14 protein-coding genes are annotated in these 15,181 nt (G+C 73.8%); 6 read left to right on the forward strand and 8 right to left on the reverse strand.

What is annotated here, in order from left to right; genetic code table 11:
* From N866_RS10560 to N866_RS10585, 6 genes are all read right to left on the reverse strand, one after another.
* Positions 1-594 (reverse strand): cell division protein PerM (locus tag N866_RS10560; protein ID WP_245612520.1); only part of this gene is annotated, 594 nt, incomplete at its 3' end.
* A gap of 78 nt (positions 595-672) precedes the next feature.
* Positions 673-3,420 carry a cation-translocating P-type ATPase gene (locus tag N866_RS10565; RefSeq protein ID WP_081802552.1) on the reverse strand — a complete coding sequence of 916 codons (2,748 nt, stop codon included), beginning with the start codon at positions 3,418-3,420 and terminating at the stop codon, positions 673-675.
* A gap of 97 nt (positions 3,421-3,517) precedes the next feature.
* Positions 3,518-4,249, reverse strand: coding sequence for a helix-turn-helix transcriptional regulator (locus N866_RS10570; protein WP_245612521.1), 732 nt, complete (start codon positions 4,247-4,249; stop codon positions 3,518-3,520).
* Positions 4,250-4,426: 177 nt separating this feature from the next.
* Positions 4,427-5,323: a succinate--CoA ligase subunit alpha gene (gene sucD / locus N866_RS10575; protein ID WP_034226188.1), complete on the reverse strand. Its 897-nt coding sequence runs from the start codon at positions 5,321-5,323 to the stop codon at positions 4,427-4,429.
* A 35-nt stretch (positions 5,324-5,358) separates the two neighbouring features.
* A complete protein-coding gene (gene sucC / locus N866_RS10580) occupies positions 5,359-6,537 on the reverse strand; it encodes an ADP-forming succinate--CoA ligase subunit beta (protein ID WP_034226190.1) in 1,179 nt (392 codons plus the stop codon).
* 260 nt (positions 6,538-6,797) lie between these two features.
* Positions 6,798-7,250, reverse strand: a complete 453-nt coding sequence (locus N866_RS10585) for a VOC family protein (protein WP_034226192.1) — start codon at positions 7,248-7,250, stop codon at positions 6,798-6,800.
* Between the two features lie 153 nt (positions 7,251-7,403).
* Between N866_RS10585 and N866_RS10590 the strand changes: the two genes are divergently transcribed.
* Together N866_RS10590 and N866_RS10595 are read left to right on the forward strand one after the other, a co-directional pair.
* Positions 7,404-7,796: a VOC family protein gene (locus tag N866_RS10590; RefSeq protein ID WP_034226194.1), complete on the forward strand. Its 393-nt coding sequence runs from the start codon at positions 7,404-7,406 to the stop codon at positions 7,794-7,796.
* Between the two features lie 67 nt (positions 7,797-7,863).
* Entirely contained in the window at positions 7,864-8,151 is a 288-nt protein-coding gene (locus N866_RS10595; protein ID WP_034226196.1) for a putative quinol monooxygenase, read from the forward strand.
* Positions 8,152-8,224: 73 nt separating this feature from the next.
* On the opposite strand, the gene N866_RS22605 is transcribed toward N866_RS10595, so the two are convergent.
* Positions 8,225-9,175, reverse strand: coding sequence for a cold-shock protein (locus N866_RS22605; RefSeq protein WP_034226198.1), 951 nt, complete (start codon positions 9,173-9,175; stop codon positions 8,225-8,227).
* A 229-nt stretch (positions 9,176-9,404) separates the two neighbouring features.
* On the opposite strand from N866_RS22605, the gene N866_RS10605 reads away from it, so the two are divergent.
* From N866_RS10605 to N866_RS10620, 4 genes are all read left to right on the forward strand, one after another.
* A complete protein-coding gene (locus N866_RS10605; protein ID WP_034226200.1) occupies positions 9,405-10,106 on the forward strand; it encodes a hypothetical protein in 702 nt (233 codons plus the stop codon).
* A 212-nt stretch (positions 10,107-10,318) separates the two neighbouring features.
* On the forward strand, positions 10,319-10,510 hold the full coding sequence (locus N866_RS10610) for a ferredoxin (protein WP_034226202.1): 192 nt from the start codon (positions 10,319-10,321) through the stop codon (positions 10,508-10,510).
* Positions 10,507-11,718: an NAD(P)/FAD-dependent oxidoreductase gene (locus tag N866_RS10615; protein ID WP_034226204.1), complete on the forward strand. Its 1,212-nt coding sequence runs from the start codon at positions 10,507-10,509 to the stop codon at positions 11,716-11,718. Before N866_RS10610 ends, N866_RS10615 begins: the two co-directional genes overlap by 4 nt.
* A 211-nt stretch (positions 11,719-11,929) precedes the next feature.
* Complete coding sequence (locus N866_RS10620; protein WP_245612523.1) at positions 11,930-12,391, forward strand: P-loop nucleotide/nucleoside kinase family protein; 462 nt, start codon at positions 11,930-11,932, stop codon at positions 12,389-12,391.
* Between the two features lie 154 nt (positions 12,392-12,545).
* Here the strand turns inward: N866_RS10620 and pcrA are convergent, their stop codons facing one another.
* The gene (gene pcrA, locus N866_RS10625) at positions 12,546-15,074 is read right to left on the reverse strand and encodes a DNA helicase PcrA (RefSeq protein WP_034226206.1); all 2,529 of its coding nucleotides are present in this window, start codon (positions 15,072-15,074) and stop codon (positions 12,546-12,548) included.
* Positions 15,075-15,181 lie beyond the last annotated feature (107 nt).

A 15,181-nucleotide genomic window follows, 5' to 3' on the forward strand; every position in this document is an offset into this window, starting at 1 on the left:
CTGCGCGGTGCCCAGGCCGGTCCCGACGGTGGCGAGCACGGCGGCGCCGACCAGGGTCCGCAGCACCGCGCCCGCGCCGGCCCCCGCGGGGCCGGCGCTGCCGACGCCGAGCAGCACGACGACGACGAGCAGCAGGTACCCGACCACCCCGGCCCACCAGGCCGAGGCCGTCGGGTACGCCGACCGCCGCGCCGAGGCGTACGCGCTGAACAGGGCGAGCACCGCGATCCCGAGCGGGACGAGGGTGACCGTCACCCCTCCCGCGGGAAGCATCCCGCCGTGGCCCAGGAGCCACAGCGCGCCGGCGACCGCGACGGCGCGGAGCCAGCCGACGTCGGCGTTGGACGGGTCGGCGGACGTGGCGACGTACGCCGCGAGCGCGGGCGTGGTGACCACGAGGAAGGACAGGACGGCGGCCTGGAGACCGGCCAGCAGCCCGGAGACCCAGGCCGGTGCACCGTCCTCACCGCCGTAGCCGCTCAGCGCGGCCCGCAGCCGGCGCAGGTGCGGCGCGCCGGGCCGGGAGCCCGTCCGCGGTGCCCCGGGCGCGGGCGCGCGGCGGCGCAGCACCTCGGGCAGCACGGGGGTCCTCACGCCGTCATGGTCCCCCGGCGCCGCAGGGCTCCCGGTGAGGGCGGCGGGCGTGTCGGCGGCGGGGCTGGGCGGCCCTGGTCACATCCGGTGCACGCCACGCCACCGCCAGAACGCCTTCTCGACCTCCACCGCGAGGAACACGAGCACCCCGAGCCCACCGAGCACGAGCCACGACGTCGCACCGAGCGGCACGGTGTCGAAGACCGCCTGCAGCGGCGGGGCGTAGGTGAACGCGAGCTGGAGCGCGGCCATGACCCCGACGACCACCCACACCATCCGGTTGCCCGAGACGGCCTCGCGCGCGAACGCGGTCCCGGTGAACCGGCGGGCGTGGAAGAGGTAGAGGATCTCGGCGAACGCGAGCGCGTTGACCGCCGTCGTCCGCGCGAGCTCTACCGAGCTGCCCCGGCCCAGCTCCCACTCGTAGGCCCCCAGCGCGGCCGCCGCGAGCAGCAGGCTGACGACGACGACGCGCGCCAGGAGCGGCGCGGTCAGCAGCCGCTCGCTGGCGGGGCGCGGTGGCTGGTCCATGACGTCGCGCTCCCCCGGCTCCCAGGCCAGCGCGAGCGCGAGGGTCACGGCCGTGACCATGTTGATCCACAGCACCTGGCTGACGCTGACCGGCACCGCGATCCCGAGGACCAGCGCCACCAGGATGAGCGCGGCCTGCCCGCCGCTGGTGGGCAGGATGAACAGCAGCGACTTCTTGATGTTGTCGTAGACGATGCGGCCCTGGTGCACCGCGCGGGCGATCGTCGTGAAGTTGTCGTCGGTGAGGACGACGTCCGAGGCGTCGCGGGCCGCGTCGGTGCCGCGCCCGCCCATCGCGACCCCGACGTCGGCGGCCTTGAGCGCGGGGGCGTCGTTGACGCCGTCCCCGGTCATGGCGACGTAGGCGCCGTGCGACTGCAGCGCCCCGACCAGCCGGATCTTGTGCTCGGGGCTGGCGCGCGCGACGACGTCGTGGTCCACGGACGCCTGCCGCAGCTCCTCGTCGTCCATGGCCTCGACCCGCGCGCCGGTGAGCGCGTCCCGGGCGTCCAGGCCGAGGCTCCGGCCGATCGCCGCCGCGGTCACCCCGTGGTCGCCCGTCACCATGACCACCCGCACGCCCGCCCGCCGGCACTCCGCGACGGCCTCGGCGGCCTCCTCCCGCGGCGGGTCCATGATGCCGACCATGCCGATGACCTCGAGGTCCGGCAGGTCCTCCAGGGAGATGCTCCGGCGGTCCGTCGGCACCCGCGCCCGCGCGACGGCCAGCACCCGCTCCCCCTGCGCCGCGGCCTCGTGCACCCGCTCGGGCCACGCGCCGTCGTCGTGCCGGCACAGCGCGAGCACCGCCTCGGGGGCGCCCTTGCACAGGACCCAGGCCGCGCCGTCGTCGTCGTGGTGCAGGGTGGCCATGAAGCGGTGCTCGGACTCGAACGGCACGACGTCGGTCCGCGGCAGCTCGCGGGCGAGCGCGGCGGGCGCCTCGCCCGCCTTGAGCGCCAGGGTGATGAGGGCGGCCTCGGTCGGGTCGCCGACGACGCGCCACTCGTCGCCGTCGCGGTCCACGCGGGCGTCGTTGCACACGGCGGCCGTGACGACGACGTCGCGCAGGGCCGCGAGCGTGGCGGGGCCCACGGGCACGCCGTCGTGGTCGGTGAAGTCACCCTCCGGGCCGTAGCCGGTGCCGGTGACGAGCACCTCGCCGTCGGGCAGGAGCACCCGCACCGCGGTCATCTCGTTGCGGGTCAGGGTGCCGGTCTTGTCGGTGCAGATGACGCTGACGGACCCGAGGGCCTCCACCGCGGGGAGCCGCCGGATGATCGCGTTGTTGGCGGCCATGACGCGCGTGCCGATGGCCAGGATGATCGTCACGACGGCGGGGAGCCCCTCGGGGATCGCGGCGACGGCCATCCCGACGACGACGAGGAACGCCTCCCCCGGCTCCAGCCCCCGGCCGAGCCACGCCAGCGCGAAGGCCGCGACGGCGACGACGAGCACGAGCCCGGTGATCTGCGTCGCGAGCTGCCCGAGGCGGCGCGTCAGCGGGGTGTCCAGTGCGGGCGCCTCGCCGACGAGCGTCCCGATCCGTCCCACCTCGGTGCGCGGGCCCGTGCCGACGACGACCCCGCGGCCCCGTCCGGCGACGACGAGGGTGCCGGAGAAGGCGCTGCTCGTCCGGTCCCCCAGGCCGGCCTCCGCCGCGACGGGCGCGGTGGTCTTGTCGACCGCCACGGACTCCCCGGTGAGCGCGGACTCCTCGACGCGCAGGTCCCGGACGGCGACGAGGCGCAGGTCCGCGGGCACGCGGTCGCCGGACTCCAGCAGCACGACGTCGCCCGGGACGAGGTCGCCCGCGTCGAGGGTGCGGCGCTGCCCGCCGCGCTCCACGGTCGCGGTCGTGGCCAGCATCGCCCGGACCGCCGCGAGCGCGCCCTCGGCCTTGCCCTCCTGGACGAAGCCGATGACCGCGTTGATGAGGACGACGCCCACGATGACGGCGGAGTCGACGTAGTCGCGCAGGAGGAAGGTCACGACCCCCGCGGCGAGGAGGACGAGGATGAGCGGGTTGTCGAGCTGGGCGAGGAAGCGCCGCAGGGGGCCGCGCTCGCGCCGCTCCGGCAGACGGTTGGGGCCGACGTCGCGCAGGCGGGCCGCGGCCTCGTCGTCGGTGAGGCCCGCGTCGACGTCGGTGCCCAGGCGGGCCAGGACGTCGTCGGCCGCCATCGCGTGCCAGGCGGGCGCGCCCTCGGTGGTCGGCGACCCGGCCGCCGGAGCAGCCGCCGGGTCGGCGTCGTGGGCGGGCGCGCCTCGGTCGGTGCGCGTGCTCTCGTCCATGCGTGCTGCTCCTCCGGTCGTCCCCTCCCATCGGACCACGCCCCTGTCCCGGTGGGCGGGTCCATCGTCCTGGCGCCTCTCAGGTGAGCGGTCCGGTTCAGAGGTCGGCGACCGGGTGCGCCGTCGGCGGCGGCGTGCCGACGGCCTCGACCGGGATGACCCGGGCGGCGACCGACGTCACGTGGGCGGCCTCGACGTCGCCGAGCCGGAACCAGCGCAGGGCGTCGTCGGAGCGGCAGAGGCCCACGAGGAACCAGGTGCCCTGGGTGTGCGCGAGCAGCACCGGGTCCACCGACGTCGCGCGGACCTCGCCCCCGCGGTCGCGGTACCGCAGCGAGAGCACGCGTCCCTCCTCGAGGGCCTGCTCGACCGCGCGGCGGGCGCGGGCGGGCGGTCCCTGCGCCACGTCGTCGATCCACAGCCGGGCGCCCAGCGCGGTGGCCCGGTCGCGCGCGGCGGGATCCATCACGCCGAGGATCTTCGCCAGGGCGGCGCGCGCGGGACCGTCGAAGGGCTGCCCACGGTGCGCGGCCACCGCGGCCGCCAGGCCGGAGACCTCCGCCGGGGTGACCGTGACCGGCGGGAGCGTGGCCGCGGCGTCGACGACGTACCCGCCTCCGGGGCCGGGACGCGCCCAGACGGGGAAGCCGCCCTGCTGCAGTGCGGAGATGTCGCGCTTGATGGTGCGCACGCTCACGTCGAGGGACGCGGCCAGGCGGGCGGCGCTGCGGCCGGCCGGCCCGGCCCGGCGCAGCTGCCCGCGACCCTGCAGGACCGGTTCGCGCGGCGCCTGGACGCGGCGTGGACCAGCGACCTCGACACGGGGCACCTGCCCATGCTCGAACGGCCCGAGGCCACGGCGGCCGCCGTCACGGACTTCCTCGGTGCCTGACGTCCCGCCCGCTGTGGGTGACGACCGGGCTGACGACCGGGCTGACGACAAGGGTGACGACGACGGCGCCGCACCCTCGCGGGCACGGCGCCGTCGGACGAGCGCGGAGAGCCGTCAGGACATGAGCTGCCGCATGAGGTCGGCGGTCTCCGACGGCGTCTTGCCGACCTTGACGCCGGCGGCCTCGAGGGCCTCCTTCTTGGCCTGCGCGGTGCCGGACGAGCCGGACACGATCGCGCCGGCGTGGCCCATCGTCTTGCCCTCGGGTGCGGTGAAGCCCGCGACGTAGCCGACGACCGGCTTGGTGACGTTGGCCTTGATGAACTCGGCCGCCCGCTCCTCCGCGTCGCCGCCGATCTCGCCGATCATGACGATGGCCTCGGTCTCCGGGTCCGCCTCGAACGCCGCGAGGGCGTCGATGTGGGTCGTGCCGATGATCGGGTCGCCGCCGATGCCGATGGCGGTGGAGAACCCGAAGTCCCGCAGCTCGTACATCATCTGGTAGGTCAGCGTGCCCGACTTCGACACGAGGCCGATCTTGCCGGGGCCGGTGATGTCCGCCGGGATGATCCCGACGTTGGACTTGCCGGGGCTGATGATGCCGGGGCAGTTCGGGCCGATGAGCCGGACACCCTTGGCCTGCGCCGCGGTGAAGAACTCGGCGGTGTCCGCGACGGGGACGCCCTCCGTGATGATCACGGTGAGCGGCATGCCGGCGTCGACGGCCTCGAGCACGGCCGACTTCGTGAAGGCCGGGGGCACGAAGATCACGGACACGTCCGCGCCCGTGGCCTCCATCGCCTCCGCGACGGAGCCGAAGACGGGGATGTCCACGGTGCCCTCGCTGCCGTCGCCCTGGGGGAAGGACACGGACGTGCCGGCCTTGCGCGGGTTCACGCCGCCGACGACGGTCGTGCCCGAGGCGAGCATGCGCGTCGTGTGCTTCATGCCCTCGGAGCCGGTCATGCCCTGGACGATGACCTTGGAGGCCTCGGTCAGGAAGATCGCCATCTGTCTGTTCTCTCTTCTCTGCTCGTGGTCTCGGGTCAGACGGCCGCGGCGGCGTGCGCCAGCTGGGCGGCCTTGTCGGCGCCGCCGTCCATGGTGTCGGCGAGCGTCACCAGGGGGTGGTTCGCGGCCCGCAGGATCGCCCGGCCCTCGGCGACGTTGTTGCCGTCGAGCCGCACGACCAGGGGCTTGGTGGCGTGGTCGCCCAGGATCTCCAGCGCCTTGACGATGCCGTTGGCGACCGCGTCGCACGCGGTGATGCCGCCGAAGACGTTGACGAACACGGCCTTGACCTGCGGGTCGCCGAGGATGACGTCGAGCCCGGCCGCCATGATCTCGGCGGAGGCACCGCCGCCGATGTCGAGGAAGTTCGCCGGGGCGACGCCGCCGTGGGCCTCGCCCGCGTAGGCGACGACGTCCAGGGTGCTCATGACGAGGCCCGCGCCGTTGCCGATGATCCCGACCGAGCCGTCGAGCTTGACGTAGTTGAGGTCGTGCTCCTTGGCCTGCGCCTCGAGCGGGTCCGCCGACTCGGCGTCCTCGAGCGCGGCGTGGTCCGGGTGCCGGAAGTCCGCGTTGCCGTCGAGCGTGACCTTGCCGTCCAGGGCGACGATGCGGCCGTCCTCGGTCTTGACCAGGGGGTTGACCTCGACGAGGGTCGCGTCCTCCTCCGCGTAGACGGTCCACAGCTTCTGGATCGTCTCGACCACCTGGTCGCGGATGTCGGCGGCGAACCCGGCGGCGTCGACGATCTCCTCGGCCTTCGCCTGGTCGATGCCCACGAGCGGGTCGACCGCGACCCGGGCGAGGGCCTCGGGCCGCTCGACGGCGAGCTGCTCGATCTCCACGCCGCCCTCGACGCTGGCCATGGCGAGGTAGCGGCGCTCGGCGCGGTCCAGCAGGACGGAGAAGTAGTACTCCTCGGCGATCTTCGCGCCCGCGGCGATCATCACGCGGTGGACGGTGTGACCCTTGATGTCCATGCCGAGGATCTCCCGGGCGCGATCCTCCGCCTCCTGCGGGGAGTGGGCGAGCTTGACGCCGCCGGCCTTGCCGCGGCCGCCCGTCTTCACCTGCGCCTTGACGACGACGGTCCCGCCACCGAGCTGCTCGGCGGCCGCGCGGGCCTCCTCGGGCGTGGTCGCGACGACGCCGCCCAGCACGGGCACCCCGTGCTTCTCGAAGACGTCACGTGCCTGGTACTCGAACAGGTCCACCCTGTCGCCCTTCCGTCGAATCGGCCCCGGCCGTTCGTGGCCGCGTCGCCCCCGCGATGGTAGCCCGCGCCCGAAGATCTCTTCACATCGAGATATCTCCGTCCCGACGTGAGGCCGGTCACACGCCGTGCGGTTCAGGCCTCCAGCACCGTGGCGAAGTGCTCGACGGTCGGGAACGGCTCGAGGCGTGGTGCAGCAACTCCCGCCGGCGCCCGTAGGAGACGGAGCCGCGGAAGCCCTCGGTGTGGTCCGCGACGGCCTCAGGTGGCGCAGAACTCGTTGCCCTCCGGGTCGGTCATGACCCACCAGTGGCCGACGGGACCCTCGTCCACCTCGCGCAGGCGATGTGCGCCGAGGCCCTCCAGGCGGCTCACGAGCTCTTCGAGCCGCCCGCGCTCACCGTGGACGTCGATGTGGAGGCGGTTCTTGACCGTCTTGGCCTCGGGCACGTCCTGGAAGAGGATCCGCCGCCCCTGGCCGATGCCGCTCGTCCCGTCGAACGGGTCGTCCGGGTGGCGGATGGCCGCGTAACCCCGGAAGGTCTGCATCCCGCCGTACTGCCTCGCCTGGTCGGCCGGCAGCTGCCCCGCGGCCAGCAGCTGCTCCACGAGGCGGCTCGGGTCCTCCACCTCGTACCCGAGCGCCGCCGCCCAGAACTCCGCGAGCGCGGGCGCGTCCCGGGTGTCGACCACCAGCTTCCAGCCGAGTGCCATCTTCCGGTTCTACCCCTCCGGCCCTACCGGCACAACGGCGCGGCAGGGCGGGCCGGCACCCGCGGCCCGGCCGCGCGCGCCGCGCGGTCCGGTCGCCACAGCCCGCAGTCCGCAGGCCGATGAGTTCCGGGCGCGCCTACGGTCTACCCAGGCATGACCACCACACCCGCCCCGCAGGCCTCGCTCGCGACCGTCATGTTCGTCGTCTCCGACCAGGACGCCGCGCTCTCCTTCTACACGGACACGCTCGGCTGGGAGCTGCGCGGCGACGTCCGCTTCGGCCCCGACGGCGAGCACCGCTGGCTCGAGGTGGCCCCGCCCGGGTCCACCGCCCGGCTCGCCCTCAACCCGCCCATGGGCGGGACGCCGGGCGGTTCCGCGATCGGTGTCGAGGTGCAGGACGTGCTCGCCGAGCACGCGCGCCTCAGCGCCGTCGGCGGCATCGACCTGGACCCGGTGCCGGACCCGATGCCGGGGGTGCCGCTGCTCTTCGCCCTGCGCGACCCGGACGGCAACCACATCTGGATCGTCTCGGCCACGAGCTGAGGGCCGCGTGCCGACCAGCTCACGCCCGGTCGCCGCCGGAGTCCACCCACCGCCCTCGGAGGAACCGATGATCATCGTTGCCGGACACCTCGTCGTCGATCCCTCGGTCCGGGAGTCCTATCTCTCCGACTGCGCCGACGTCGTCCGACAGGCCCGCGCCGCCGAGGGCTGCCTGGACTTCAGTCTCGCGGCGGACGTCCTGGACCCCGGTCGCATCAACGTCTTCGAACGCTGGGTGTCACGAACCGCCGTGGAGACGTTCCGCGGGAGCGGACCCAGCGACGAGCAGAGCGCCGCCATCCTCGCCGCGTCCGTGACGGAGTACGACATCTCCGACGAGCGATCGTTGACGTGACGGCTGATGCCGGTGCCCGCGACGAGGGCGGGCGCCCCGGCAGCCGAGACCGGCCGACGGGGCGCCGTGACGCTCAGAGCCGCTCGACGCGGTCCGCCTGCGGTCCCCGATCGCTCTGACGCACCGTGTACCGGACCCGGTCGCCCTCCTGCAGCGCCTGGGCGCCCTTGACGACCGAGACGTGCACGAACAGGTCGGCGCCGCCGGCATCCGGGGCGATGAAGCCGAACCCGCGGTCGGCGTCGTAGCGCGAGACCACACCCTCCCCGCCGCGTGCCGGCGCGCCGGACGCCGTCGGGCGCGCCGACCGACCACGCGCGGACGCTGCGGGCGCCGTCGGAGCGCCCCGGCGTGCCGCACCGCCCACGAGCCGCACGTCGCGGGCCTGCGGCCCCCGGTCGCTCGCAGCGACCTCGAAGGTGATGCGGTCGCCCTCGGACAGCTCGGTCAGCCCTCCGGCCAGCGCCTTGGCGTGGACGAAGACGTCCTCGCCGCCGGAGTCCTGCGTGGCGAACCCGAAGCCCTTGTCCGCGTCGTAGAACGACACGGTGCCGTCCGCCCCGTCCGACACGGCGGCCTGCTGCGCGGCGCCGGGTCCGAGCGGGAGCAGGTGGTCGGCCTGCGGCCCCTTCTCCCCCTCCACGACCAGGAACGCCACACGCTGCCCGTCCACGATCACGCCGCCACCCACGATGGCCGAGCTGTGCACGAAGATCTCGGCGCCAACGCCCTCAGGGGCCACGAAGCCGTACCCCTTGGTCGGCTCGTACCAGCTGACCGTGCCGAGCACGCCCAGCGGCCCGTCGACGGCCTGGTCGCCCGTGACCCGGACGCGGCGGGCCTGCGGGCCGCGGTCCCCCTCGCCCACCTCGAACTCGACGACCTGCCCCTCCCGGAGGAGCCGCGTCCCGTCACCGCCGAGGATCTCGGACGCGTGCACGAACAGGTCCTCGGCGTCGTCCTCGCGGGCGAGGAAGCCGAACCCCCTGTCGGCGTCGAACCAGCGGACGGTTCCCTGGGGCACGGTGGTGTCTCCTCGTCGGTGGATGGGTGGTGTCGTCCAGTCTCCCGCAGAACTGCGGCGCCGACGGCGCGTCTCCGTGTCGCCCGACCCCCGCCCGGACCGTGTCTCCTCGCCGACACCGTGCCGATCTGTACGGATCCGTGGCGATCCGACCCATCCGCTCCCCTCCGGTCTCCGAACCTCACGGACGGCGGGGCTCACCCGCCCGGTCCGAACCGAGGAGCAGACAGTGAACAAGCGACACGGCACCGCACGACTCGGCACCACCGCGGCGGCTCTCTGCGCCGTCGCTCTCGTCGGAGCCACCCCGGCCCTGGCCCACCAGCAGGAGGGGAACCGGGGCCAGGACAAGACCGTCACGCTCAACGCGGACCTCACGCAGCTCAACGGCTCCGGCGCGTACGGCACGGCGACCGTCGTCGTCCGCAACCAGAAGATCCTCTCCACCGAGGTGCACGCCCACGGCCTCACGCCGGACGCCCCGCATGCCCAGCACATCCACTACGGCGACGACGCCCGCAACGAGTGCCCGGGCCTGTTCGACGACGCCGACGGCGACGGCCGGATCACCACCGTCGAGGGCGTGCCCGCCTACGGCCCTGTCGTCCTCTCCCTGACCACCACCGGGGACACCTCCCCCGCCAGCGTTCTCGCCGTGGACCGGTTCCCGGTCGCGGAGGACGGCAGCTACCACTACCAGCGCGGCGACATGAACTTCACGCCGGTGGCCGGCACCGGCTACACCGGTGGCGAGGGCACCCCGAAGCAGATCGCCGATGCGATCCGCGCCGGTGAGGGCGTCGTCGTCATCCACGGCGTCGACTACGACGGCGACGGGATGTACAGCTTCAGTGACGAGGGGGCCAGCGAGCTGGACCCGAGCCTGCCGGCCGAGGCGACGGACCCGGCCGTCTGCGGCATCCTGCGCTGACCCGCGAGCTCGGCAGCGCCGTGGCCTGACGGCCGGGGACGACGCGTTCGCTCGTGGAGCGCTCGGTTGGTGAGCTTCTGAGCGCCGCCTCTCCCGGAGCGGCCTGTCGGTTATCGTGCAGGGCCGTCGCCCTGCGTGCGGCGCCCGTCGTCGCGCCTGCCGGGACATCGGGTCGACCAGCGTGCCGCACGGCGCGCCATGAAGGAGGTCTCATGGAGGTGCACATCGACACCGCCGCCTGTGCCGGGCACGGGGTGTGCGAGGCCATCGCTCCGCACGTCTTCGAGGTCGACGACGACGGCAAGGCGCGCGTCGTCCCCCGGACGCTCGAGGAGGAGGACAGGGTGGACATCGGGTACGCGGTCAACCAGTGCCCGGAGCAAGCCCTGCGCCTGCTCGGATGAGCACAGCCGGCCTGGTGGTCGTCGGGGCCGGCCTGGCGGGGGTGCGCGCTGTCGAGGGCGCCCGACTCGGCGGGTTCACCGGGGCCGTGACGCTCCTCGGGACCGAGACCGACGCGCCGTACGACCGTCCTCCGCTGTCCAAGGCGTTCCTGACCGAGAGTGCCGCCCTCAGGTACCTGCGCACCGCGGAGAGCCTGCGCGGCGAGCTCGACGTCGACCTCCGGCTCGGCGAGACCGCCACCGCGGTGGACCCGGCCGCGAGGACCGTGGCGGTCGGGGCGGAGGAGCTGCCCTACACCGGGCTGGTGATCGCCACCGGTTCGACCGCACGACTGCTGCCAGGGATGCACGGGCCGGCTGGGGTGCACACGCTGCGCAGCCATGCTGACGCCGTCGCCCTGCGGTCGGCGCTACGCCCGGGGAGCCGCGTCGTCGTCATCGGCGCAGGCTTCATCGGTTCCGAGTTCGCCTGCTCCGCGATGCACCTCGGCGCGCACGTCACCGTGCTCGAGGCTGCCGACGTGCCCCTCGTGCGGGCGGTCGGTCCCGCGATGGGCGAGGCTCTCGGTGGCCTGCACGCGCGGCACGGCATCGATGTGCGGTGCGGTGCCGTGGTCGAGGCTGTCGTCGGCAAGGACACCCTCGAGGCGGTACGGCTGGCCGACGGCCAGGTGCTGCCGGCGGACCTCGTGCTCGTCGGGGTGGGCGCTGCCCCCGTGACGGAGTGGCTCCGCGGCTCAGGCCTGACGATCGAGGACGGCGTCGTCTGCGACGCGACGCTCAACGCCGGCGCCCCCGGCGTGTACGCGGCCGGCGACGTCGCCCGGTGGCACAACCCGACATTCGACCGGTCGATGCGCCTGGAGCACTGGACCTCGGCGGCGGAGCAGGGCATGGTCGCCGGCCGCAACGCCGTCGGCACGGGTGAGCCGGTGACCTGCGACGTCGTCCCGTACTTCTGGTCGGACTGGGTCACCGACCGCATCCAGTTCGTCGGTGTGCCGGACAGTGACGAGGTCACCACCGTCGCCGGCTCCGCCGAGACCGGCGACCTGCTGGCCCTCTACCGCACCGGTGATCGGGTGACCGGCGCCCTGGGCGTCAACCAGCGCCGAGCCGTCCTGCGCCTGCGGCTCATGATTGGTCAGCGCGCCGACTGGCGGGAGGCCGTCGAGCTCGCCCGGTCGACCGCCGTCCGCAGCACCTGACCGCCGCTGTCGTGTTCCCGGTAGTGGTGCCGGCCATGACCCGTAGGCCCGGCTCCCGGCAGGGGGTCGCGGCGGCGTAGCCGGACGCCTCGACCTGGAGGGACGACCTAAGCCTGGATGCGGCATGACCGCGCGCACCTGGGCGCAGCTAACAGCGCAGGGTTCGGGAGCGGGGCGGCCACAGGCGGGAGGGTCGAGGTAGTTTGCGGAGGTGCGCCGAGTGATCTTCATGTGCGGCCCCGCGGGTTCGGGCAAGTCGACGATTGCGCGTCGGCTCGAGTCCGAGGGCATGACCCGGCTGTCCTTCGACGACGTGGCGTGGCATCGGGGGCATCGCTCGATGCCGATTCCTGATGGGGTCCATCGCGAGATCGAGGCCGACCTGCGTGCACGTCTGATCGACCTCGTCACGCACGACGTGGACGTGGTGCTCGACTTCTCGTTCTGGTCCCGCCAGATGCGGGACGGCTACCGCGAGCTGCTCAAGCCGCTCGGGGTCGAGCCCGAGACGATCTACCTGGCGACCCAGCGCGACGTCGTGCTCGCTCGTGTCCGTGCTCGTGCAGCTGCGCACGCCGACGACTTCCCGCTCACCGAGGCGCTCGCCGCTGCGTACTTCGACCATTTCGAGGCGCCGACGATCGCCGAGGGCCCGCTCAAGGTCATCGAGTAGACGCGCTGGACGCGGCGGATCCGGGCGTCGCAAGAGCACGGATTCGGTGGGGCGGGCAGCGACTCCGCACCTCCGCAACCGGCATCCGGAACTCGGCATGAGCGCGCACCTTCACAGCGCCCATGAGGCTTTGGCCCAGCGCAGAGCCGGGGCGTCAGAGCTTGGTGACCGGGGAGTAGCGCAGGAGGAGGCGCTTCGTGCCGTCCGTCCCGAAGTCGATCTTCGCGACGGCGTTCGGGCCGGCGCCCTCGACCGCGACGACGGTGCCCATGCCGTAGGCGTCGTGCGTCACCTTGTCGCCGATCTCCAGCGACGGGACGTCGCCGGCGGGGCGCGGCGTCGCGGAGCCGAAGGTCGCTCCCGTCGACGGCAAGGCCTTGCGCGTCACCACCGGGCTGTCCAGGTCCCGGCGCGGCCGGGAGCCGCCGGAGCCGCCGCGTCCGCCCCAGGCCGAGGCGCCGGAGCCCCAACCACTGCTGCCGCCGGCCCGCAGGACGGCCATGCTCGACTCCTTGCGCTTCCAGTCGACGAGCTCCTCGGGGACGTCGTCGAGGAACCGGCTGGCGGGGAACTCGTTGGGCGCGCCCCACGCCGTGCGGACCGCGGCGCGGGAGATGTAGAGCCGGAGCCGGGCGCGGGTGAGCCCGACGTAGGCGAGCCGGCGCTCCTCGGCGAGCTCGTCGGGGTCGGCGAGGGACCGCAGGTGCGGGAACGTCCCGTCCTCCCAGCCGGTCACGAACACGACCGGGAACTCCAGCCCCTTGGCGGTGTGCAGCGTCATGAGGGTCACGACGCCCTGCTCCCGCGCGGCGGCGACGGCCGCCTCGACGTCCTCACCCTCGCGGACGTCGGGGATCTGGTCGGAGTCCGCGACCAGGGAGACCCGCTCGAGGAAGTCCGTCAGGTCGCCGTCGGGCTCGGCCTGCTCGAACTCCGTGGCGACCGCGTGCAGCTCGGCGAGGTTCTCCACGCGCGTGCCGTCCTGCGGGTCGTCGCTCGCCCGCAGCTCCGCGAGGTAGCCGGTGCGGTCCAGGACCGCGCCGAGGACCTCGGCCGGGCCCGCACCCGAGTCGGCGAGATCCCGCAGCCCGGACATGAGCTCGGCGAACGCGCGCAGCCCGGTCACCGCCCGGGTCCCGACGCCCGGCGCCTCGTCGGCACGCTCGAGCGCGGCACCGAAGGAGATCCGCTCCCGCTCGGCGAACGCGGCGATCATCGCCTCCGACCGGTCGCCCAGGCCGCGCTTGGGGACGTTGAGCACGCGGCGGACGTTGACGTCGTCGTCCGGGTTGGCGATGGCGCGCAGGTACGCGACGGCGTCCTTGATCTCCTTGCGCTCGTAGAAGCGCGTGCCGCCGACGACCTTGTACGGCAGGCCGACCCGGATGAGCACCTCCTCCAGGGCGCGGGACTGCGCGTTGGTCCGGTAGAAGACGGCGACGTCGCCCGGCCGGACGCCCTCGGCGTCCCCGAGGCGGTCGATCTCCTCGGCGACGAACCGGGCCTCCTCGTGCTCGTTGTCCGCGACGTACCCGACGATCTGCGGCCCGGCGCCGGAGTCCGTCCAGAGCCGCTTGGGCTTGCGGCCGGGATTGCGGGAGATGACCGCGTTCGCCGCCGTCAGGATCGTCTGCGTCGAGCGGTAGTTCTGCTCCAGCAGGATCGTGCGGGCGTCCGGGTAGTCGGCCTCGAACTCGAGAATGTTGCGGATCGTGGCGCCGCGGAACGCGTAGATCGATTGGTCGGCGTCGCCGACGACGGTCAGCTCGGCGGGCACGCCCTGCTCGCCGGCCGCCGCCAGCTCCCGGACCAGCACGTACTGCGCGTGGTTGGTGTCCTGGTACTCGTCCACGAGGATCTGCCGGAACCGGCGGCGGTAGTGCTCGGCGACCTCCGGGAACGCCTGGAGCAGGTGCACCGTGGTCATGATGAGGTCGTCGAAGTCGAGCGCGTGCGCCGCCCGCAGCCGCTGCTGGTAGCGGGTGTAGACCGAGGACAGGACCGCGTCGAACTGGTCCGCCTCCCCCGACGCCGCCCCGGAGCTCTGCGCGTACGTGTCGGGGTCGACCAACTCGTCCTTGAGCTTGGAGATCTTCGACGCGAGGGCGCGCGCGGGGTACTTCTTGACGTCCAGGTCCAGCTCGCGGGCCACGAGGGTCAGCAGGCGCTGGGAGTCGGCCGAGTCGTAGATCGAGAAGGACGAGCGCATCCCCAACGCGGCGTGCTCGCGTCGCAGGATGCGTACGCAGGCGGAGTGGAACGTCGACACCCACATCGAGCGGGCGGCCGGGCCGACGATGCTCTCGACGCGCTCGCGCATCTCGCCCGCGGCCTTGTTGGTGAAGGTGATCGCCAGGACCTCGGACGGCCGGACCTGGTGCGTCGCGAGCTTGTGCGCGATCCGGTGCGTCAGGACGCGCGTCTTGCCCGACCCCGCACCGGCGACGATGAGCAGCGGCGACCCACCGTGCAGCACCGCCTCCCGCTGCTCGGTGTTCAGGCCCTCGAGCAGCGCGTCCGCGCGGGCCGTGTCGCGCGCCTGCGCCGTGCCCGCCGGGGCCTCGCCGGGAGAGCCCGTGGCGTCGTCGTCGGCGGCAGGGCGCGGGGGGACCGCCCGCGGGAGGCGGCCCTCGGTGGTGCGCGGGACGCCGGCCAGCGGCAGGTCGGAGAAGAGCGTGTCCATGTCGAGGTCCAGGGTAGGCGCGCCCCCTGACAACGCGGACCGTCGACCTCCGTGGACGCGCGGCAGGACCGCGGTCGCGCCATCGTGGCGGGTTCCCCGCGCCGTCC

Origin of the sequence: Actinotalea ferrariae CF5-4 (assembly GCF_000603945.1) — a bacterium.
Taxonomy (GTDB): Bacteria; Actinomycetota; Actinomycetes; order Actinomycetales; family Cellulomonadaceae; genus Actinotalea; species Actinotalea ferrariae.

What these genes read in the sequence shown, in the direction of transcription:
- sucD (WP_034226188.1), bottom strand. Translation starts at nt 5,323, where the DNA reads ATGGCGATCTTCCTGACCGAGGCCTCCAAGGTCATCGTCCAGGGCATG.
- N866_RS10610 (WP_034226202.1), top strand. Translation starts at nt 10,319, where the DNA reads ATGGAGGTGCACATCGACACCGCCGCCTGTGCCGGGCACGGGGTGTGC.
- N866_RS10565 (WP_081802552.1), bottom strand. Translation starts at nt 3,420, where the DNA reads ATGGACGAGAGCACGCGCACCGACCGAGGCGCGCCCGCCCACGACGCC.
- N866_RS10595 (WP_034226196.1), top strand. Translation starts at nt 7,864, where the DNA reads ATGATCATCGTTGCCGGACACCTCGTCGTCGATCCCTCGGTCCGGGAG.
- pcrA (WP_034226206.1), bottom strand. Translation starts at nt 15,074, where the DNA reads ATGGACACGCTCTTCTCCGACCTGCCGCTGGCCGGCGTCCCGCGCACC.
- N866_RS10585 (WP_034226192.1), bottom strand. Translation starts at nt 7,250, where the DNA reads ATGGCACTCGGCTGGAAGCTGGTGGTCGACACCCGGGACGCGCCCGCG.
- N866_RS10590 (WP_034226194.1), top strand. Translation starts at nt 7,404, where the DNA reads ATGACCACCACACCCGCCCCGCAGGCCTCGCTCGCGACCGTCATGTTC.
- N866_RS10615 (WP_034226204.1), top strand. Translation starts at nt 10,507, where the DNA reads ATGAGCACAGCCGGCCTGGTGGTCGTCGGGGCCGGCCTGGCGGGGGTG.